General features: G+C 70.6%; 20 protein-coding genes. 8 read left to right on the top strand and 12 right to left on the bottom strand.

The window, feature by feature from the left end:
• Window positions 1-29 precede the first annotated feature (29 nt).
• The 4 genes from AC2CHE_RS22000 (at window position 30) to AC2CHE_RS21985 (ending at window position 5,908) form a co-directional block, all read left to right on the top strand.
• A complete protein-coding gene (locus AC2CHE_RS22000) occupies window positions 30-2,705 on the top strand; it encodes a LuxR C-terminal-related transcriptional regulator (RefSeq protein WP_484506758.1) in 2,676 nt (891 codons plus the stop codon).
• Window positions 2,706-2,721: 16 nt separating this feature from the next.
• Window positions 2,722-4,008, top strand: a complete 1,287-nt coding sequence (locus tag AC2CHE_RS21995; RefSeq protein ID WP_484506757.1) for a nicotinate phosphoribosyltransferase — start codon at window positions 2,722-2,724, stop codon at window positions 4,006-4,008.
• Window positions 4,009-4,022: 14 nt separating this feature from the next.
• Complete coding sequence (locus AC2CHE_RS21990; protein WP_484506756.1) at window positions 4,023-4,604, top strand: isochorismatase family protein; 582 nt, start codon at window positions 4,023-4,025, stop codon at window positions 4,602-4,604.
• 65 nt (window positions 4,605-4,669) lie between these two features.
• A complete protein-coding gene (locus AC2CHE_RS21985) occupies window positions 4,670-5,908 on the top strand; it encodes an MFS transporter (protein WP_484506755.1) in 1,239 nt (412 codons plus the stop codon).
• A gap of 286 nt (window positions 5,909-6,194) precedes the next feature.
• Here AC2CHE_RS21985 and ctaD read toward each other — a convergent pair whose 3' ends face one another.
• Both ctaD and AC2CHE_RS21975 read right to left on the bottom strand, forming a co-directional pair.
• Window positions 6,195-7,952: an aa3-type cytochrome oxidase subunit I gene (gene ctaD / locus AC2CHE_RS21980; RefSeq protein ID WP_484506754.1), complete on the bottom strand. Its 1,758-nt coding sequence runs from the start codon at window positions 7,950-7,952 to the stop codon at window positions 6,195-6,197.
• A gap of 118 nt (window positions 7,953-8,070) precedes the next feature.
• The gene (locus tag AC2CHE_RS21975; protein WP_484506753.1) at window positions 8,071-9,177 is read right to left on the bottom strand and encodes an FAD-dependent monooxygenase; all 1,107 of its coding nucleotides are present in this window, start codon (window positions 9,175-9,177) and stop codon (window positions 8,071-8,073) included.
• Between the two features lie 350 nt (window positions 9,178-9,527).
• Here AC2CHE_RS21975 and AC2CHE_RS21970 point away from each other — a divergent pair, with 350 nt between their 5' ends.
• Window positions 9,528-10,661: a glycoside hydrolase family 12 protein gene (locus AC2CHE_RS21970; protein WP_484506752.1), complete on the top strand. Its 1,134-nt coding sequence runs from the start codon at window positions 9,528-9,530 to the stop codon at window positions 10,659-10,661.
• 121 nt (window positions 10,662-10,782) lie between these two features.
• On the opposite strand, the gene AC2CHE_RS21965 is transcribed toward AC2CHE_RS21970, so the two are convergent.
• From AC2CHE_RS21965 to AC2CHE_RS21930, 8 genes are all read right to left on the bottom strand, one after another.
• Window positions 10,783-11,568, bottom strand: coding sequence for an aldo/keto reductase (locus tag AC2CHE_RS21965; protein WP_484506751.1), 786 nt, complete (start codon window positions 11,566-11,568; stop codon window positions 10,783-10,785).
• 210 nt (window positions 11,569-11,778) lie between these two features.
• Window positions 11,779-12,183, bottom strand: coding sequence for a cupin domain-containing protein (locus AC2CHE_RS21960; RefSeq protein ID WP_484506750.1), 405 nt, complete (start codon window positions 12,181-12,183; stop codon window positions 11,779-11,781).
• 248 nt (window positions 12,184-12,431) lie between these two features.
• A complete protein-coding gene (locus tag AC2CHE_RS21955; RefSeq protein WP_484506749.1) occupies window positions 12,432-12,839 on the bottom strand; it encodes a hypothetical protein in 408 nt (135 codons plus the stop codon).
• A 452-nt stretch (window positions 12,840-13,291) separates the two neighbouring features.
• Complete coding sequence (locus AC2CHE_RS21950; RefSeq protein ID WP_484506748.1) at window positions 13,292-14,194, bottom strand: sulfotransferase domain-containing protein; 903 nt, start codon at window positions 14,192-14,194, stop codon at window positions 13,292-13,294.
• Between the two features lie 83 nt (window positions 14,195-14,277).
• Window positions 14,278-14,559, bottom strand: a complete 282-nt coding sequence (locus AC2CHE_RS21945) for an adhesin (protein WP_484506747.1) — start codon at window positions 14,557-14,559, stop codon at window positions 14,278-14,280.
• A gap of 192 nt (window positions 14,560-14,751) precedes the next feature.
• Window positions 14,752-15,066: a hypothetical protein gene (locus AC2CHE_RS21940; protein ID WP_484506746.1), complete on the bottom strand. Its 315-nt coding sequence runs from the start codon at window positions 15,064-15,066 to the stop codon at window positions 14,752-14,754.
• Between the two features lie 92 nt (window positions 15,067-15,158).
• Window positions 15,159-15,506 (bottom strand): DUF1330 domain-containing protein, encoded by a 348-nt coding sequence (locus AC2CHE_RS21935; protein WP_484506745.1) that lies wholly within the window; start codon window positions 15,504-15,506, stop codon window positions 15,159-15,161.
• Window positions 15,507-15,601: 95 nt separating this feature from the next.
• The gene (locus tag AC2CHE_RS21930) at window positions 15,602-16,198 is read right to left on the bottom strand and encodes a pentapeptide repeat-containing protein (protein ID WP_484506744.1); all 597 of its coding nucleotides are present in this window, start codon (window positions 16,196-16,198) and stop codon (window positions 15,602-15,604) included.
• 78 nt (window positions 16,199-16,276) lie between these two features.
• Between AC2CHE_RS21930 and AC2CHE_RS21925 the strand changes: the two genes are divergently transcribed.
• Window positions 16,277-17,503: a serine hydrolase domain-containing protein gene (locus AC2CHE_RS21925; protein WP_484506763.1), complete on the top strand. Its 1,227-nt coding sequence runs from the start codon at window positions 16,277-16,279 to the stop codon at window positions 17,501-17,503.
• Between the two features lie 45 nt (window positions 17,504-17,548).
• A complete protein-coding gene (locus AC2CHE_RS21920) occupies window positions 17,549-18,193 on the top strand; it encodes an NAD(P)-dependent oxidoreductase (protein ID WP_484506743.1) in 645 nt (214 codons plus the stop codon).
• A 71-nt stretch (window positions 18,194-18,264) separates the two neighbouring features.
• Here AC2CHE_RS21920 and AC2CHE_RS21915 read toward each other — a convergent pair whose 3' ends face one another.
• Both AC2CHE_RS21915 and AC2CHE_RS21910 read right to left on the bottom strand, forming a co-directional pair.
• On the bottom strand, window positions 18,265-18,729 hold the full coding sequence (locus tag AC2CHE_RS21915) for a PPOX class F420-dependent oxidoreductase (RefSeq protein ID WP_484506742.1): 465 nt from the start codon (window positions 18,727-18,729) through the stop codon (window positions 18,265-18,267).
• Between the two features lie 19 nt (window positions 18,730-18,748).
• Window positions 18,749-19,378 carry a DUF6642 family protein gene (locus AC2CHE_RS21910; protein ID WP_269739628.1) on the bottom strand — a complete coding sequence of 210 codons (630 nt, stop codon included), beginning with the start codon at window positions 19,376-19,378 and terminating at the stop codon, window positions 18,749-18,751.
• Between the two features lie 302 nt (window positions 19,379-19,680).
• On the opposite strand from AC2CHE_RS21910, the gene AC2CHE_RS21905 reads away from it, so the two are divergent.
• Window positions 19,681-20,469 (top strand): D-Ala-D-Ala carboxypeptidase family metallohydrolase, encoded by a 789-nt coding sequence (locus tag AC2CHE_RS21905; protein WP_484506741.1) that lies wholly within the window; start codon window positions 19,681-19,683, stop codon window positions 20,467-20,469.
• Window positions 20,470-20,599: the final 130 nt, after the last annotated feature.

Genomic DNA, 20,599 nt, shown 5'->3' with positions numbered 1-20,599 from the left:
AGCCACAGTTCCGTCGATATGCTGCGCGAATGAGTCGGTGGAGCTTCGTGGGCCGGGCTGAGCAACTCGACCGTCTCCGGATGGCAGTGGCCGGCGTCCGTGGCCAGGGAATCCTCTTCACCGGCAGCGCCGGCATCGGCAAGAGCCGGCTGTTGCACGAAGGTGTCGACGCGCTACCCGGGGAGACGTACGCGGTCTGGCGGATCGCGGCCAGCGCCACCACCTCCGCGATGGCCTTCGGCGGGCTGGTCCAGGTGCTTCCGGAGCATCCGCAGGGCCTGTCCCCGGCCGGCATCCTGCGTTGGGCTGTCGACGTGTTGCAGCAGCAGGCCGCCGGCCGGCGGATCGTCCTCGCGGTCGACGACGCGCACCTGCTCGATCCGCCGTCGGCCGCGCTGGTGCACCTGGTGGCCCGCGCCGAGGACGCCTCGGTGGTCGGCACCCTGCGCGACGGCGAGCAGATCCCCCTGCCGATCCGGGCACTGTGGACGGACGGCCTGGTCGAGCGGGCCGAGCTGGGCCCGATGACACCGGACGAGACGGCCGCCATGCTCACCGCCATCGTCGGCGGCCAGGTGGACAAGGGTTCCACCGACCGCCTGGGTCGACTCAGTGCCGGCAATCCGCTGCTGCTGCGCGAGCTGGTGCACGCGGCCACCAACAGCGGTGAACTGGTCGAGAGATACGGCGTCTGGACCTGGACGGGTCGGCTGGAACTGGCACCCAGCCTGACCGAGCTGATCGACTTCCGGATCGGCCAGCTCAACCCCGGGGTACGGGCGGTGGTCGAGCTGGTCGCGTTCGGCGAGCCACTCGGCCTGCGGCTGCTGCACCAGGCCGTGGAACAGCACGATGTGGAGCACGCCGAGGAGCGCGGGCTCGTCACCATGGTGGAGTCCGACCGGCGGCTCGACGTCCGCCTGGCGCACCCGCTCTACGGCGAGGTGGTACGCCGGCAGTGCCCGGTGAGCCGGACCCGTCGGTTGCAGGCGCACCTGGCGGACCTGCTGGAGAAGGTCGGCAAACGGCGGCGGGAGGATCTGCTGCGGGTGGCCCGGTGGCGACTGGCCTCCGGCACCGCGCAGGACCCGGCGATGCTGATCGCCGCGGCCGGCGAGGCGTTCGCTCGTTACGACGTGCCACTGGCGACCCGACTGGCCCGCGCGGCGCTCGACGCCGGGGGCGGGTTCGACGCGGCCGAACTGCTGGCGACCATTCTGATGTTCGCCGACCGGCCGGCCGAGGCGCTCGGCGTGCTCGACGCCGTCGCCACCGACGCCAGCCAGGAGGAACGACTCAGCCGGTGGCTGACCGTACGCGGCATGGTCAGCTACTGGGGGCTGAGCCAGGCGTCCACCGTCGAGGAGATCGCCGCCGAGGGCACGAAGCTGACCGACGCCGCCGCGCAGGCCCGGGTCCGCGCGTTCGAGGCGATCATGCGGCTGCACCGGCTGGACGCGCCGGCCGCCCTGCGGCTCGCGCAGAGCGTGCTGGACCGGCCGGCGGCCAGTCTCGCCGCCCGCGAGCTGGCCCGCTGCACGATCGCCCATCTGCAGGCCGTGCAGGGCCAGCTGTACCGCAGTGCGACAGCGGTGGACCTGGTGCAGGCGAAGGTGGCCAGCTGGCGGGCCGACATGCCGTACCTGCAACTGGCGGTGGAGCTTGCCCGGGGTACCCGGCTGGCCCTCTCCGGTGATCTCGCCGGCATCGACGCACTGGTCGCCGACGAGTTCGCCGACCTCGCCGACGCGGGTGACTTCCGGCTCGGCACCGGCTACCTGGCGATCCTGCGGGCGTACGCGGCCCGGCTGCGGGGACGCAGCGACGCCGCGTTGCAGGCCGCGCTCAGTGCCTGCGCGGTCCTGGCGACCAGCCGGGTCTACGCGGGGCTGGCTCAGTCGGAGCGGGCTCAGGCCGCCGCGCTGCGCGGCGACGTCCGGCAGGCTGTCGAGGCAATGGCCGAGGCGGACCGGCTCCACTCGCCGAGTATGGGTGTGCTGTACCCGTGGCTGGAGCAGGCCCGGGTGGCGACGCTGACGGCCGGTGGTGACCTGTCCGCAGCGGTGGATCGGCTGCACGGCCTGGTGGACCGGCTGCGCGCCGACGGCTTCGCCGGACACGAGGCCCTGGTGCTGCATGATCTGGTGCGGCTGGGGCAGGCCGGGACACAGACCGGGCCGAGGTGTTCCGACGGCGGCCGTCGTACCGTCGCCCAGCGGTTGACGGAGCTGTCGGAGCAGGTCGACGGGGAGTTGCCGCCGCTGCTTGCCCGGCACGCCCGGGCGTCGGCCGACGGGCTGCCGGAGGAATTGCTCAGCGCCGCCGACGGCTTCGCGGAGCGCGGGCTGGACCTGCTGGCCGCCGAGGCCGCGGCGGGGGCCGTGCAGCTGCTGCGGCAGCGCCGGGCGCCCGAGGTCGGGCACGCTCGGCAACAGCTCGGCGCGCTGCTCGCCAGGTGTGACATGGTGCACACTCCGGCGCTCCAGGCGGCCACCCCGACGCTGACCGACCGGGAGTGGCAGGTGGCTCGGCTCGCGGCGGTCGGCGGCACCAGCCGCGCCATCGCCGAGCAGCTCTTTCTCTCCGCCCGCACGGTGGAGAACCACCTGCAACGCGTGTACACGAAGCTCGGGGTGACCAGCCGGGCGGAGCTGAGGGTGGTCCTCGGCACGATCCCGGGGCACGACGGCACGACGGCGGTGTGAACCCTACTCTGAGGGGGTGCACACCTCTCGTCCCGCGCTGCTGACCGACCATTACGAGCTGACCATGGTCAGCGCCGCCCTGCGGGACGGCACGGCCGACCGGCGCTGCGTGTTCGAGGTGTTCAGTCGTCGGCTTCCCGCCGGCCGCCGGTACGGCGTGGTCGCCGGCACCGCACGCCTGGTCGAGCTGATCCGCGAGTTCCGCTTCGACCCGGCCGACATCGAGTTCCTGCGCCGCACCGGCGTGGTGGACGAACCGGGCGCCGAATGGCTGTCCCGGTACCGGTTCACCGGCGAGATCGACGGGTACCCCGAAGGGGAGCTCTTCTTCCCCGGCTCGCCGATCCTGACCCTCTCCGGCAGCTTCGCCGAGTGCGTGGTGCTGGAGACGCTGGCGCTGTCGGTGCTCAACCACGACTGCGCGGTGGCTGCCGCCGCGGCGCGCATGGTCACCGCCGCCCGCGGTCGCGCACTGATCGAGATGGGGTCACGCCGGGCGCACGAGGAGGCGGCGGTCGCGGCAGCCCGGGCGGCCTACCTGGCCGGCTTCCGGTTCACCTCCAACCTGGCCGCCGGCCAGCGGTACGGCATACCCACCGCCGGCACCGCCGCGCACGCCTTCACCCTGCTGCACGACGACGAGCGGGCCGCGTTCGCCTCGCAGGTCGCCACGCTGGGCAAGGACACCACGCTGCTGGTCGACACGTACGACATCAGTCAGGGCATCCGCAACGCGATCGAGGTGGCCGGCCCGGAGCTGCGGGCGGTCCGTATCGACTCCGGCGACCTGGCCGTGATCGCCCAGCAGTCGCGGCAGCTGCTGGACTCGCTCGGCGCCACCGAAACGAAGATCATCGTCTCGGGTGACCTCGACGAGTACGCCATCGCGGCGTTGGCCGCCGAGCCCGTGGACATGTACGGCGCCGGCACCGCCGTGGTGACCGGCTCCGGCGCGCCCACCGCGGGGCTGGTCTACAAGCTGGTCGAGGTCGAGGGCCGTCCGGTGGTCAAGCGCTCCGAGCAGAAGGCCACCATCGGCGGACGAAAGGTCGCCGTCCGCCGGCACAAGCCGACCGGCACGGCCACCGAGGAGATCGTCGTACCGCAGGGGGTGCCGGACCACCGTCCCAACGACCGGCTGCTGCAACGGTCGTACGTCGTGGACGGCGAGCCGATGGCCCTGCCGACGCTCGACGAGTCGCGGGAGCACCTGCGGCAGTGCCTGATCTCGATCCCGTGGGAGGGTCTGAAGCTTTCCGCGGGCGATCCCGCCATCCCGGTCACCGTGGTACCCGCCGAGTGAGAGGAGTGGAGTCGGTGAGCAACGCGCTGATCATCGTGGACGTGCAGAAGGACTTCTGTGAGGGCGGCTCGCTGGCCGTTGCCGGCGGGGCCGGAGTCGCGGCGGGGATCTCCCGGCTGCTGGCTGCCGAGCCGGACCGCTGGGATCACGTCGTGGCGACGAAGGACTACCACATCGACCCCGGCACGCACTTCGCCGACTCACCGGACTACGTGAGCACCTGGCCCCGGCACTGTGTGGTCGGCACTCCCGGTTCGGAGTTCCACCCGGAACTGGCCACCGACCGGATCGAGGCGATCTTTCACAAGGGCGAGTACGCCGCCGCGTACTCCGGCTTCGAGGGGCAGGCCGACGACGGCGAGGGCCTGGCCGACTGGCTGCGGCGGCGTGGTGTGGAGCGGGTGGACGTGGTCGGCATCGCCACCGACCACTGTGTGCGAGCCACCGCCCTGGACGCCGCCCGGGAGGGTTTCGCCACCACCGTGCTGCTGGAGCTGACGGCGGCCGTCGCGCCGGACACCACCGAAGTCGCGCTGCGCGCCTTCGAGGGGGCTGGGATCACCACGTTCGGCGCCCCTGTGATCAGAGCCGCATGAGCCGTTAATTCGTTGGCAGCCGGGCCTCCGCCGGTCGAGGATGGCCGGCGGAGGTACGGACCGACGTGAACATAAAGCCTTACCGGGAGGCGCTCGCCCTGCCCGGTCTGCGGTCACTGCTGCTCGTCGCGGTGCTGGCGCGGGTTCCGCTGACCGCCACCGGCGTCACCTTGACGTTCTATGTCGTACAGGATCTCGGGCGGGGATACGGCGCGGCCGGTCTGGTCGGCGCGGCGATCACCGTCGGCGCGGCGGTCGGTGGCCCGCTGCTCGGCCGGTTGGTGGATCGTCGTGGCCTGCGGCCCGTGCTGGTTCTCACCGCCGTGGCCGAGGCCGTCTTCTGGTCGACCGCACCGATGTTGTCGTACTACCTGCTGCTGCCGGCCGCCTTCCTGGCTGGCCTGCTGGCGCTGCCGATTTTCTCGGTGATCCGGCAGTCAATCGCCGCGCTGGTGCCGCCGGAGAAGCGCCGGCCGGCGTACGCGCTGGACTCCATGTCGGTGGAGCTGTCGTTCATGATCGGTCCTGCTCTGGCCACGGTGGGTGTCACCACCATCTCGGCCCGCCTCACGCTCTACCTCGTCGGCGTCGGCATCGTCGCCGCCGGAGTGGTGCTGTGGCTGCTCAACCCGCCGGTGCGCAGCGCCGCCGAGGCGTCGACCGGGCCGCAGCCCCGGGTCGCCCGACGGCAGTGGCTCACCTCACGGCTGGTGGCCGTGTTCGCGGTCAGCGCCGCAGCGACCCTGGTGCTCGGCGGCACCGACGTAGCGGTCATCGCGGTGCTGCGGGAGAACGGCGACGCCGGTTTCACCGGTGCGGTGCTCTCCGTCTGGGCGGTAGCATCGCTGCTGGGCGGATTCGCCTACGGCGCGGTCCGCCGCTCGTTCTCGCCGGTGGCACTGATGGGCCTGCTGAGCCTCTGCACCATTCCCGTCGGGTTGGGTGGTTCCCACTGGTGGCTGCTCTGCCTGGCGTTGATCCCGGCGGGGGCGCTCTGCGCCCCGACCATCGCGGCCACCTCCGACACCGTCAGTCGGCTCGCCCCGGCCGGCGTCCGCGGTGAGGCGATGGGCCTGCACGGCTCGGCGGTCACCGTCGGCATCGCGGTGGGTGCCCCGCTCGCCGGCGCGGTCATCGACGCCTCGGCACCGCTGTGGGGGTTCGCGGTCACCGGCGCGATCGGTGCCCTGGTGGCCCTCGCGGTGTTGCCGATCGAGTTGCGCCACCGCCGCGCGGACATGGCGGCCACCACCCGGCCCGGCGACGAGCACACCACGACCGCCCTCACCTCGGCCGCCTCCTGACCCACCGCCGACGCGACGCGCTCCCGCTCCTCGCCCGCCCCACGGCGCTTCCCGCCCCACCCAGGGCCGGAGCGCCGCGCCCGGCCGACCGCCCCGCCCGGCCGACCGCCCCGGCCGACCGCCGCGCCGGGCCACTAGTCACAGAGAGCGATAATCGGTGCGGCGGCAGCGATTCGGGTGGAGACGCCGCCTGCCGCCGGGAAAGCCTCGGCCCGCAGCACCGGGCAGTACGGAACGGGCGCCGACCCCGGCATGGGGATCGGCGCCCGTCGTGCGACGCGGTGGGTCAGCGGCGGTCGGTGTCGCTGACCACGTCCTCGGTGTAGCTGGCACCACCGTCGGACTCGCTGGTGAGCGGCTTGGAACCACCCTCGGGCGGACCGGCCAGGGTCTGCCCGGCGGCCAGCTCGGGGAACTTGTGGTCGAAGGCCGGACGCTCGGAGCGGATCCGTGGCATCCGGTCGAAGTTGCGCAGCGGCGGCGGCGAGCTGGTCGCCCATTCGAGCGAGTTGCCGTGACCCCAGGGGTCGTCGACCTCGACCACCGGGCCGGCCTTGTACGACTTCCAGCAGTTGTAGAGGAACGGCAGCGTCGAGATACCGGTGATGAACGCGCCGATCGTGGAGATCATGTTCAGCGTGGTGAATCCGTCGGCGGCCACGTAGTCGGCGTACCGCCGGGGCATGCCCTCGTTGCCCAACCAGTGCTGGATCAGGAACGTGGTGTGGAACCCGATCATGGTGAGCCAGAAGTGGATCTTCCCGAGTCGATCGTCGAGCATCCGGCCGAACATCTTCGGGAACCAGAAGTAGATTCCGGCGAAGACCGCGAAGACGATCGTGCCGAAGAGCACGTAGTGGAAGTGTGCCACGACGAAGTAGGAGTCGTGCAGGTGGAAGTCCAGCGGCGGGGAGGCCAGCAGCACTCCGGTCAGACCACCGAAGAGGAAGGTGACCAGGAAGCCGATGGAGAACAGCATCGGCGACTCGAAGCTGATCTGCCCCCGCCACATGGTGCCGATCCAGTTGAAGAACTTCATGCCGGTCGGTACGGCGATCAGGTAGCTCAGGAAGCTGAAGAACGGCAGCAGCACCTGTCCGGTGGCGAACATGTGGTGCGCCCAGACGCTCATCGACAGGCCGGCGATGGCGATGGTGGCGGCGACCAGGCCCTTGTAGCCGAAGATCGGCTTACGGGAGAAGACCGGGATGATCTCGCTGATGATGCCGAAGAACGGCAGCGCGACGACGTAGACCTCGGGGTGGCCGAAGAACCAGAACAGGTGCTGCCACAGCATCGGCCCGCCGGTCTCCGGGCTGTAGACGTGCGCACCCAGCAACCGGTCGGCGGCCAGCGCGAACAGCGCGGCGGCCAGCAGCGGGAAGATCAGGATCACCAGCAGGCTGGTTACCAGCATGTTCCAGGTGAAGATCGGCATCCGGAACATGGTCATGCCCGGCGCGCGCAGGGTCAGGATCGTGGTGATCAGGTTGACCGCGCCGAGGATGGTGCCCAGACCGGAGATGGCCAGACCGACCACCCACATGTTGGCCCCGACGCCGGGAGCGTGCTCGCTGGTGCTCAGCGGCGTGTAGGCGGTCCAGCCGAAGTCCGCCGCTCCACCAGGGGTGAGGAAGCCGGCCGTGGTCAAGGTGCCGCCGAACAGGTAGAGCCAGTAGGCGAAGCTGTTCAGCCGCGGAAAGGAGACGTCGGGCGCACCGATCTGGATGGGCACGACGTAGTTGCCGAAGGCGAACACGATGGGCGTCGCGAAGAACAGCAGCATGATCGTGCCGTGCATCGTGAACAGCTGGTTGTACTGCTCCGGCGACAGGAACTGCAGCCCGGGCCGGGCCAACTCGGCCCGCAGGATCAGGGCCATCAGGCCACCGATCATGAAGAACGCGAACGCGGTGACCATGTACATGATCCCGATCTGCTTCGCGTCCGTGGTCCGCAGCAGCCGCGCGATGGCCGACCCCTTGACCGGCTCCCGGACCGGCCAGGGCCGGGTCACGACCGGCTTGGGTGCGACGGTGGTCACGAGTGGCCTCCGGTTCTGGGTTGTCCCGCTCGGCACCGCGCTGACTCGGCGGGCCGTCATCCGCAAGGAGGATAGTCCCCGGCAGGTGACAGCACCGCGTGGGGTCGCCAGACGGTGATCACAGCGGGCCGAGAAGCAGCCGGTAGTGCTCTCCGAAGATGCGGTCGCCGCGCCCGCGCAGCAGCGGGTCGCGCAGCGCCGGCGGCACGTCGCGGGTGCGGTTGCGGTCCCGGGTCCGGTCCTGCACCCATCGGGTACGTGGCCGGCGGCGACTCTCGTACGCGGTCAGCGCCGCCTCGACACTGCCCGCCGCGTGCAGCGACTCGGCGAGCACCACCGCGTCCTCCAGCGCCATCGCGGCCCCCTGGGACAGGGTCGGCGCGGTGGCGTGGGCGGCGTCGCCGACCAGCACCACCCGCCCGCGGAACCAACGCCCGAGCTCGACCTCGTCGGTGGTCGTGGCGTGCACCCCGTCGAGCGCATCCAGCACCTCCGGCACCGGCCCGCCGTACTCGCCGAAGAGTTCACGCAGCCGGGCCAGCGGGTCCGCCGGCAGCTCGGTGCCGGCCTCGTCGGCGTAGCAGTGCAACCGGCCTGCGCCGATCGGCACCACCAGGAAGCCGCAGCGCTGCCCGAGCAGGGCGGACCACTCGTCGACCGGCGGACCGTCACGTACGACGCCGCGGTAGACCACCTGCCCGGCGGGGCGGGGTGGACCGCCGAGCGCGGCCAGTGCCCGGATCGAGGAACGTGGCCCGTCGGCGCCGATCACCAGGTCGTACTCGGTCTGGGTGCCGTCGACGAAGGTGACGCCGACAGCGGCCGGCAGCAGGTCGATGGTGCGTACCTCCGCGCCGTGCCGGACCGCGCCGCCGGCACCGCTGAGCAGCACGCGGTGCAGATCGGAGCGGGCCATCGCCCGGCACTCGCCGACCTCGGCCCAGAGTGCGTCGAGGTCGACCTCGCACAGCGGCGCACCGGTCGAGTCGAGGAACCGCTGCCGGTGGATGACCTTTCCGTACGGACGGACCGGGTCGTACAGGTCCAGCCGGCGCAGCGCGCGGGCCGCGTTGCCGGGCAGGTAGAGCCCGGCGTCGGTGAGGTCGTGCGGCGGCGCCTTGTCGGTGAGGTCCGGCCGAAAGCCCGCCAGGCGCAGCGCCCGGGCCACGGCCAGCCCGGCGATGCCCGCGCCGACGACGAGGATGCGCAGGGGGGAGCTACGCATGGGGGTGTACGCCTCCGGAGGGATTCAGCACGCGTTGAAGGCAAGAGACTACTCGGCGCAATCGGCACACACCAGAGGCAACCGGCCCACCTCCGACATCCCTTGACACCCCGGATCAGCCCGTCGGCATCGGTCAGCAGCCGCCCGGAGTCGGCGAAGGTCCGATCGTGGCAGCCATGACACACGTAGCAATTGGCATCAATCACCCACACCAGTTGCGTGCATTGTTTCAAGGATGTAAATGTGACAATGAGCATGGGAGCGCTCCCGCAACTATCGACGGCGCGATCCCGACCGCTCCGTCCGCATCCGTCCCGGCGTCCGGGCGACGCCGCAGCGCTAGGAGCATCATGAGACGTACCTTGCGGGCCATCGTGGCCGTCGGGCTGGCCGCCGCCAGCTCGATCGTCGCCGTGACCCTCGGCGGAGCCGCCTCCGCCGACACCCAGATCTGCGAGCAGTACGGCTCGACCGTGATCCAGAGCCGGTACGTGGTGCAGAACAACCGCTGGGGCACCACCGCCCAGCAGTGCATCAACGTCACCAACAACGGCTTCGAGATCATCACCCAGAACGGCAGCAGCCCGACCAACGGCGCCCCGACGGCATACCCGTCGGTCTTCCTCGGCTGCCACTACACCAACTGCTCCCCCGGCACCAACCTACCCATGCAGGTCAGCCAGATCAGCAGCGCGACCAGCAGCATCAACTACCGGTACGTGAGCAACGGCGTCTACAACGCCTCGTACGACATCTGGCTCGACCCGTCACCCAAGCGCGACGGGGTGAACCAGATGGAGATCATGATCTGGTTCAACCGGCAGGGCCCGATCCAGCCCATCGGTTCCCCGGTCGGCAACGCCAACATCGATGGGCGCAACTGGGAGGTCTGGCGGGGCAGCAACGGCTCCAACAACGTCATCTCGTACGTCGCCCCGTCGGCCATCAGCAGCGCGAACCTGAACCTGCTGGCATTCATCAACGACACCCGCAACCGGGGCGCGATCACCAACTCGTGGTACCTGACCAGCATCCAGGCCGGGTTCGAGCCCTGGCAGGGCGGCGTCGGGCTGGCCGTGACGAACTTCTCGGCCGCGGTCAACGGCGGCGGCAACAACCCGCCGCCGAGCAGCCCGCCGCCCACCACGCCCCCGCCCTCGGGCAGCGGATCGTGTGCGGTGAAGTACACGGCCAACGCGTGGAACAACGGCTTCACCGCCGACGTGCAGATCACCAACACCGGCTCCAGCACGATCAACGGCTGGACGCTGGCCTACTCGCTCCCGTCCGGGCAGCAGGTGACCAACTCCTGGAACGCCACGGTGAGCCAGAGCGGTTCGTCGGTGACCGCCCGCAACGTCGGCCACAACGGCACGATCTCACCCGGCGGCACGGCCAGCTTCGGCTACCAGGGCACGCTCAACGGTTCGTACGCCAACCCCACCAGCTTCACCCTCAACGGCGCCGCCTGCTCCCGCTCCTGACGAGCAGCCACCGGCACCCCTGACCAGTTGCGACAACCCGGGCTCTCGCTTGATTCAGAGAGCCCGGGTTGCCGCATGTCGTGGCGGGCGCAGCCTGACGGTGGCGGCGGGCGGCGCCGGGTCAGGAGCCGAGGGCGTCGATGTCGCGCATCTCCTCGGCGGTCAGCGAGAAGCCGAAGATGTCCGAGTTGGCGCGGATCCGCTCCGGCGTGACCGACTTGGGGATCGCCACGATCTCGTGGTCGAGGTGCCAGCGCAGCACCACCTGGGCCGGCGAGACGTTGTGCGCCCCGGCGATCCGGGTCAGCACCGGGTCGGACAGGTCGGTGGTCTTGAACGGGCTGTAGCCCTCCAGCACCACCCCACGGTCCCGGTGCTCGGCGTGCCGCTGCCGGTCGTAGAGCCGGGGCCCCCACTTGATCTGGTTGACCGCCGGGTTCTCCTCGGTGGCCTGGATCAGCGTGTCGATCTGGGCGGTGCTGAAGTTGCTGACCCCGACCGCCCGGGCCAGGTTCTCGTCGCGGGCGGCGAGCATCTCCCGCCAGACCGGGATCAGGTCACCGGGATCGTTCGGTGGCCAGTGCACCAGCCACAGGTCGACGTAGTCGACGCCGAGGGCACGCAGGCTCTCCTCGATCGTCTTCCGTTCCTGGCCGACCCGCTCGGGGGGCAGCTTGGTGGTGATGAAGACGTCCTCCCGGCGCAGCCCGCTCTCCCGGATCGCCCGGCCGACCTCCTCCTCGTTGCCGTACATGGTGGCGGTGTCGATGTGCCGGTACCCGGCGTCGAGCGCGGCGAGGACGGCCTTGTAGCCCTCCTCCCCGGTCGCCTGCCAGGTGCCGAAACCGAGCAGCGGGATCCGGACGTCTCCGGGGAGAACTGCGGTGGGGTGGTCACTGTGGTTCATGTAGACCGTTCTACCCCCGATGACCCTCGGCATGCCCGAGATCGGACGCGTCGGACCCCGCCGCTGGATCCGGGCGGGTGACCGGGTCGTCGTGTTGAAGACCGGCGCGGGGGAAGGCCTGCTCCATGCGCCCGGGTACCCGGGATTTCGTGCCTCATCACGCCGCTCGCCGGCCTCCACCCCCAGGGCGGAGACCGGCGGGCGGTGGGTTCAGGAGGTGGGCGGTTCGTCCTTGCCGGCGGCCTCGGCGCCGTCGGCCTCCTCCTTCGTCCGGTGTACGGCCTGGTCGGCGTGCTCCGGCGGCCCGTAGACGGTGTAGAGCACCAGCGGGTTCGGCCCGGTGTTGACGAAGTTGTGGCGGGTGCCGGCCGGTACGACCACCAGGTCGCCCTGTACGACGTCGCGCTTCTCCCCGGCCACTCGCGCCTCACCGGTGCCGCTGACGAAGGTCAGGATCTGGTCGATGTCCTCATGGACCTCCTCACCGATCTCGCCGCCCGGCGGGATCGTCATGATCACCAGTTGGGTGTGGTTCCCGGTCCACAGCACCCGCCGGAAGTCCGGGCTCTTCTCGGCGACGGTCGCGATAGTGAAGTGCTCCATGCCCCGACACATACCCCGTCGCGGACCAGTCCACGCCGCGCTTTGCAGATGGTGAATCGACCAGCGCCCAGCGGTTTGGACCGACGCGGATCGGGGATCGACACCAGCGACCGGTGCGACCGGTCATGCCAGGTCCCCGCTGACGTACCGCCGTACGGCTGCGGCGGTGGGAGACGGCCGAGCGCGGCGCGGTTTCGACCCTCGGGTCAACGGCGCCGCGCGCTCATGTGCGACGTGCTCATGTGCGACGTGGCGGGTGTTCAGGAGAGCACGGCCAGGTGAAAGGGGCGGTCGGCGGCCGACCCGACGCCGTCGAAGGTGGTCACGAAGACGGCGTTCGGAATGCCCGTTCGACCGGCCACCGCGATCTGGCCGGCGGGCGCCAGGCCGGTGCTGCCCGTGAGGCCGACGGTGCCGACCAGGCTGGCACCGGTCACGTCCTGGTCGAAGACCACCTGGTACATCCCGGTCTGCAACCGGTTCGCCGCGGCCGCGCCCAGTCCTCGGACCAGGAGGCCGTCGGCGCTGACCACGGCGAACAGGACTCTCGCGGTCAGTGGCATGCCGACGTCGACGCAGGTGGTGTGTTCGGCCTCGGCGTGGGCCGTGGCCTCGTCCCCCGGCACCGGCTGTGGTGCCTGTCTGCTCCTGGCTCTCGCGCTGGACATCGGACTCCTTCCCCGACCCGGCCGAGCGGCCCAGGCGTGTTGGGTTGTTGCGGCGGCTAAGGGAGGATCAGCGCCGATCACCCCGCTTTGTTCCTCGAACGTATTTTGCATTCCTGTCGGCAGCCAGGCGAAGAGCTGTCCGATCAAGGACATCAGATACTGCTGATCATGCCCTTGACCTGCGGTGACGCCGGGAAAGGTGTCGGCACCTCAGTCGTCGTCGAGGTCGACGCTGGGCACCCGGTTGCCCGGCCCCGCGCTCGGGTCGGCTTAGTGTTCGGACAGCCCGCTGCTATCGCGGCGGCGGACGACAGTCGGGTACGGCAGACGACCCTGACCGCCACGACCGGCTCGAACGCCACCACACCCAGCACTCCGGCGCAGAGCCGGTGCCGCCCATCGCAAGGTCACGGAGACGGCCCGAACCGGCGCACCGGAGGGAAACCAGCCGCCTAGGGCGTCGGCGTTGATCCGTCGGCTCGGTGCAGCCAGGCCAGCAGGTCCGGCGGTGCCAGGGTGGCGACCCGGGAGCGGTAGTGGGCGCGCGCCTCCGCGTCGAGCAGTTCGTTGCCCTGACCGGACCGACCACTGCGGAAGAAGGCGTTGCGCTCCTTCAGCACGCCGGCGGCGTCGGGCGCGAGTCGGTCGGCACGGGCCCGCATCCGGTCGAAGGTGGCCGCTTCCACCAGGTCAGACCCGGGAGGTTCGAGGTCCAGGCGTTCGGCCAGGCGCCGCATCTGCCCGGCCAGGTCGGCCCGGAGGTCGTCGTAGTGGACGAGGTGCACGTTCGGCTGGTGCCGGCGGGCCCAGGCGTCGCTTAGATGCCACAGGAAACCCGGCAGCGAGTCCAGTTCGGCACGTGGCTCCGGATTCGCGTCGATCCAGCGTACGAGCGCCTGCTCGATCGGTGGATGAGGGCTCTCCGACTCCGGCGTCGTGGGCTGACCGGTCAGCTCGGCGAGCCGGGCGCGATCCAGATTGGCACTCTGATGGTGCAGCGAGACCGCCGCGTCGAGCGGATGGCGGGCAACCACCACGTAGTGCACCCGGGAGTCAATCGGTACCCCGTCCAGCGGGGTGTGGGTCTTGATGAAGCGACGGTGTCGCTGGGCGGCCAGCCGCGCATACACCCGCTCCTGCGGCTCGACCAGCCAGTCGAGCCAGGGCGACAGCTCGGCCAGCGGCGCCGGCAGTTCCGGCGTGCGCAACACCAGCAGGGCGCAGATCATCTGCATCCAGGTAGTCCCGCTCTTGGAGCGGGTGCTGATCACGATGTCCCCCGGGCGGAAGGAGAAGTCCTGCCAGCGGGCGCTGTCCTCGTCGGCGGACCGGTAACGGGTCGGTGCGTTAGACACCGCGCGAGCATAGTCGGGAGTAGACACCTGTCCGGCGAATTGCCGCTGCTCCGCGTCTCACGTACTGGACGCGCTGGCCCGAGCTACTCCTTCTCGGTGAATCCGAACTGCACGACACCCTCGTCGTCGACGGTCGCGTCGACCGAGGTGTCACCGAGCAGGTCGGCCGCATCGGAATCAAGGAAGATCCGGGCACCCTGGTTGTCGACCACGTGGTCGCCCTCGATCGGCGCGGGCACCAACTCGACGGTGAGCGAGCCGGCGGTGGTGTCCGCGGCGATGCGTACGCCTCCCCCCTCGGAAACGTCCTGCTGCGCGGCGAGATCACGGATCACCAGGACGGCATTGTCGGTCATCGTGAGCATGGTGGGACTCCTCATGGGTCTCTGGGCTCCCAGGCGGTGCCACCCACCGCCACATCGGGGCAGCTCAAGGCCTTTCCAGCACCCAACGGTGCCCGCTGTCGAGGCGTCCGTCAAATAGAGCGATGTCAGCGCGGTAGGAGGCATGGCGGCCCCCTGTACGGGTATCCGAGCAGGTCGCGCCCCGCATTCCGGTCAGGCCGGAGGCCGGGGCGGCAACGGGGCAGCGGGGTCACCCCGCTCGATCAGCGCGGCGATGTCGGCGTCGTGCAGACCGCGTAGCGCGAGCACCCGGGTGCCCCACCGATGCAGTCGACACGGGTGCGGGCTGGCGTCGTTGCGGCAGACCGTGCCGCCCGACCAGCTTCGTGGCGCGTGCACCACGACCGCCCGGACAGCGAACTGGGCATCCTCGGCGGTCACGTAGGGCGGCAGCGGGATCTCCCGCAGCCCCACCCCGGTCCGCTCACCGGTGGGCGGGGCGGGACGGACGGTACTGCTGCTGTTCATCGGCCTGTACCTCCACACAGGACGGTCGAACACGGACAGCAGGACGTTACGGCCGGGTCGCCCCGGAGTGACGGACAAACTGTCCCCTGGGCTCAGCCCGTCGCCGCCTGCGCCCGCAGTGCCGCTGCGGTCCTGCCGGGGTCATAGCCCGGCCCCACCCCGTCGAAGATGATCACCGACGCATCGATGTGCCGGGTACGCAGCGGCAGAATCTCCTGGTAGGCCGACGAGTCGTACCAGGCGTGTGCCTGCTGTCGGTCGGGGAACTCGAGGATGACCACGCTGCCCGCCCACTCTCCCTCGCGTACGTCCACCTCCGGGCCGTGCACCACGAACCGGCCGCCGAAGGGCTCCAGCGTCGCCTGAATCCGCTCCAGGTAGATCAGAATATCCTCGTTGACCTGCGGGTTCCGCAGGTGCGCCAAGGCGAACGCGGGCATCTTTCGTCCTCCCGGTCGGGTGGGATGGTCGCCGACCAAGCTACTGCCGAAGCGGGCCGCCGGCCGGTCAACGACTGCGTCGGTGGCGCGGGCGGTCAGCCGCGGATGTCGAAGCCCAGGGCACGGGCCAGGGTCGCCGCCTGCATCAGGTCGATGACCGCACCGGCGCGCTGCACCGTGGCCGGGTCGAGCCCGGCCAGGTCACTGCCGCGAAGGTCCGCACTGGAGAGCCGGGCGCCACGCCACTGCACGTCGGACAGGTCACACCCGGTCAGCGACGCGCCCGTCAGGTCGGCCCCGGACAGGTCGGTCTCCCGCATCCGTACCCCGGTGAAGCGCGCCCCGCGCAGGTCGGCACCGGCGAGCGTGAGGAACGACCAGTCGCCTCCGGTGACGGTCAACGGCCGCAGGTCGCACCGGTCGAAGGTGCTGCCCAGCAGCTTGCAGCCGGTGAACTCCGCCTCGAAGAGATTGCACCGGATGAAGGCGCACCGGGTGAAGGCCGAGTCGGTGTGCCGAGAGACGTTGAACGCGACGTCACCGAAGGTGCAGCCCTCGAAGGTCGCGCCCCGGCTGGTCGTCTCGGTGAGATCCACCCGGTGGAAGGTGCAGTTGACGAAGTGCCGGTCGACCAGTTCCTCGGCGTACCAGTCCTCGTCGTGGAAGGTGACGTCCTCGGTCGGCTCCGGCATGCCCCGCAGGCTAACCAGTGACCCCGACAACAAGCCTTTCCGCCCCGCGTACCGACCGGTAGGTTCGCTGGGGTGAGCATGGCACCCAGCATCGAGCCGGAGCAGGTCGGGTTCGACCCGACACGACTGGCCCGGATCGACGAACACTTCGCCAGCTACGTCGACGCCGGCCGGCTCGCCGGCTGGCAGGCGGTGGTCACCCGACGCGGCGAGATCGCGCACAGCTCGACGTACGGGCTGCGGGACCGCGAAGCGGGCACGCCGGTGCAGCCGGACACCCTCTGGCGGATCTACTCGATGACCAAGCCGATCACCTCGGTCGCGGCGATGATGCTCTGGGAGGAGGGCCGCTTCGAGCTGACCGACGAGATCGGGCGCTGGCTGCCCGAGTTCGCCGACATGCGGGTCTACTCGAAGGGTTCGACGCTCAAGCCGTACACCGTGCCGGCGATCGAGCCGATCCGGGTCTGGCACCTGCTCACCCACACCGCCGGGTTGACCTACGGCTTCATGCAGACGTCGGTGGTCGACGGGCTGTACCGGGCCGCCGGCTACGACCTCTACCCACCGGCCGAGGCCGACCTGGCCGAGGCATGCCGGGTCTTCGGTGAATTGCCGCTGCTGTTCCAGCCCGGCACCGCCTGGGGCTACTCGGTCGCCACCGACGTGCTCGGCCGGCTGATCGAGGTGGTATCCGGGCAGAGCCTGGACACCTTCCTGACCGAACGGATCCTGCGTCCGCTGGGCATGGTCGACACCCGCTGGCACGTCGACGGCGCCGACGCCGAGCGGCTGGCCGCCCTGTACGTGCCGAACCCGACGTCCGGCCGCGCGGTACGGCACGACCAGCTCGGCGCCCTGGCGTACGAGAAGCCGGCGCTGCTCTCCGGCGGCGGTGGGCTGATCTCGTCCGCCGCCGACTACCACCGCTTCACCCAACTGCTGCTGCGCGGCGGTGAGCTGGACGGCACGCGTCTGCTCGGTCCCCGGACCGTGCGTTTCATGAGTCGCAACCACCTGCCCGGCAGGCAGGACCTGGGCGCCCTGTCCACCGGCGGGTTCGCCGAGACCAATCTCGACGGCATCGGGTTCGGTCTCGGCTTCGCGGTCGTCGACGACCCGGTGCCGAGCCGGGTGCCGAGCAGCGTCGGCGAGTACTACTGGGGCGGCGTGGCCAGCACGGCGTTCTGGGTCGACCCGGTCGAGGAGATCACCGCCATGTTCTTCACCCAGCTGATGCCGTCGAGCACCTGGCCACTCCGCCCACAGCTGCGCCAACTGGTCTACTCGGCACTTGTCGACTGAGCCGTTCCACCGACGACCGCGCGATGAGATCCCTAGCCTGGAAGCGTGAGTGATGTCGTCGTGTTCGGTGCGGCCGGCACCGCGGGTTCCCGGATCGTCAGCGAGGCGTTCAACCGAGGGCACCGGGTGGTGGCCGCGGTACGGCGTCCCGAGGCGGACGCGTCGTACCTGCCGGCCGGGGTCCGGGTCGTCACCGGTGACGCGACCAGTGAGCGGAGCGTGCGGGAGCTGGCGCCGGAGGCGGATGCGCTGGTGGTGGCGATCGGCGGCGGCGACCGTACGCTGTGGCCCGACGCGGCGCGGACCCTGCTCGCCGCGCTGCGCGAGATGCCGGCGGCACCCCGCGTGATCCACGTCGGCGGCGGCGCCACCCTGCTCAACGCGGCGGGTGACCGGCTGCTGGACGACCCGGAGTTTCCCGACGAGTACCGCGACGCCGCGTTGGGGCAGGCGGAGGCCCTCGACCTCTACCGCGCCTCGGCCGACGGGGTGACCTGGACGTACGTCTGCCCGCCGCCGCTGGAGTTCCACCCCGGCGAGCGCACCGGCCGATACCGCACCGGCACCGACCAGCCGGTGACCGACGCGCAGGGCCGCAGCGTGCTCAGCTACGAGGACCTGGCGGTCGCGGTGGTCGACGAGATCGAGAACGGGCGCTTCCCGAACATGCGGTTCACCGCCGCGTACTGATATCTGATCTTGAGCGACGACGCTCCGCCGGAACCCCGGCGGGGCTCGGCATCCACCGCGCCCCGCCCACGTCATTCCGCCAGTCGGGCGGGGAAGCCACCGGTCGCCACCGGGCCCCACCCGGTGATGGTGATCCTGATCAACGACTTGCCCTGCTGCCGCATCGCCTCCCGGTACTCGTCCCAGTCCGGATGCTCGCCGGAGATGCTGCGGAAGTACTCGACCAGCGGTTCGAGGGCCTCGGGCAGGTCCAGCACCTCGGCGGTGCCGTCGACCTGCACCCATGGGCCGTTCCAGTCGTCGGAGAGCACACAGACAGACACATGAGGGTCGCGGCGGATGTTGGCGATCTTCGCGCGTTCCGGATAGCTGGAGATCACCAGCCGGCCCTCGCCGTCCACCCCGGCGGCGACCGGCGAGGACTGCGGTCGGCCGTCGGCGCGGGTGGTCATCAGCACCACCCGGTGCCGGGGGCGGAGAAAGTCGAGTAGGTCGTCCCGGTCGACCCGGGTGTTACGAGCGATCATGCGTGCCATCGCTCGTTTCTACCAGCACTCAGGCGTGCTGACCGGCGGACGGCTGGCTGGGTACGCGGGGGCGCAGCGACGGTCGCCAGGCCCGGCCGTTGGCGTAGATGATCCGGAAGCCCAGGTACGAGGCGAGCGGTGCCCAGTGTGCCGAGCCCATCCGCAGCTCGGCGGCGTTGTGCCGGCGGCCGTTGGCGAGCACGTCGAGCAGGACGGTCTCGAACGCCGCCGACTCGACCCAGTCCACCTCGCGGGTGAAGCCGCAGATCAACGCGGCCCCGGTGACCGCGAGGAAGTCCCGCAGCACCGGCTCGGGGGCGCGCAGCACCGAGCAGCTGCCGAAGTAGAGGCGGCGCCCCTCGCAGCGCCCGGCCATCAGCTCGGCCACCTCGGTGAGTTCGACCGAGTGCCAGTCGGTGAGGCACAGCCGGTTCGGTTCGCCGTGCATGGCGAAGAAGCCGAGCCGGTGGTCGGCGTACTGCTTCAGCAGCCAGCGGTCGATGAAGTAGAACAGCTCGTCGCGGGTGGCGGCGTCCTTGTGAATGAAGCGGACCTTGCCCAGCCGTTCGAGCAGTTCCAGGGTGGGCAGCACGGACCCGCGCTCGTTGAGATCCCGGTGCCACTGCCCCTCGACGCAGAAGATGCCACCACGCGCCACGCCCACCTCCCCGTCGTCGCCGGCGCTGACGTTACCGGGCCGGCCGACCCGGGGAACATCACCCTTCGTGTCATCGGTTGCGGCATTCCGCGTTGAAATAGCTGCTCTCCGGCCCCTCGCCACCGATTGCCGGATTCGCAAACGGCTCTCATTCACAGCCGCTGCTCAGGTACGGCGAATTGTGAGGACAATTCTCGTTAGTCCCCTCCAATCGACCGCTCCGGTGCGAGGGTGGATCCACGGGACAGCCCGGTCGAAGTCCCGGAGGCCATCCCATTCACTCTCCTATCGGGAGGACTTCTGTGCGTGTACACACCTTGAAACGGGCAGTCGTCGCCCTCGCCCTGGCGCTGCCGGGCACCGCGATCGCCTCGGTGGTCGCCGCGCCAGCGGCCCATGCCGACGGCTGCTACACCTGGAACCGCAACCTCTACCAGGGGCGCTCCGGCAGCGACGTGCGTGAGCTGCAACTCCGGATCGCCGGCTGGGCCGGCAACAACAACGTCGTGGAACTCGACGGACGCTTCGGCCCGAAGACCGCCGCCGCGGTTCGTCGCTTCCAGTCCGCGTACGGCCTCCGGGTCGACGGGATCGCCGGCCCTGAGACCTACCGGAAGCTCTACCAACTCCAGGACGACAACTGCACGCCCCGACACTTCGCCTACCGCGAGATGGACGACGGCTGCGGCGGCAGCGGGTGGGACGGCGGCCCACTGAGCACCACCCAGACCCGGCAGAACGCGCTGCGCACCATGTGGAAGCTGGAGGCGCTGCGCAAGAGCCTCGGCGACAAACCGCTGACCGTGACCAGCGGGTTCCGCAGCCGCACCTGCAACAACCGGGTGGGCGGAGCATCGGACAGCCAGCACATCTACGGCAACGCCGCCGACCTCATCTCCCGCGACAGGTCGCTGTGCCAGATCGCCCGCCAGGCCCGCAACCACGGCTTCAGCGGCATCCTCGGGCCCGGTGTGTCGGGCCACAACTCCCACGTCCATGTGGACTCGCGGCGGGAGAACAACCAGGACCGCAGCGCGAACAACACCTACTGGGCGGCACCCGACTGCGGAATCCCCGCCGGGAACCGCTGATCCCAGGGTGCATCGCGACGCCGGCCCGGGCGCGGGCGGGGAATGACCCCGCGCTCCGGGCCGGCGTCGTACCGCCGACGGGCGAGCCCGCTCAGCTCGCCCGCGGCCAGCGCGGCGCGGTGGCGGGGGG

It is taken from the genome of Micromonospora sp. ATLC16 (assembly GCF_057196645.1).
This window is presented reverse-complemented; position numbering and strand designations above follow the sequence as displayed.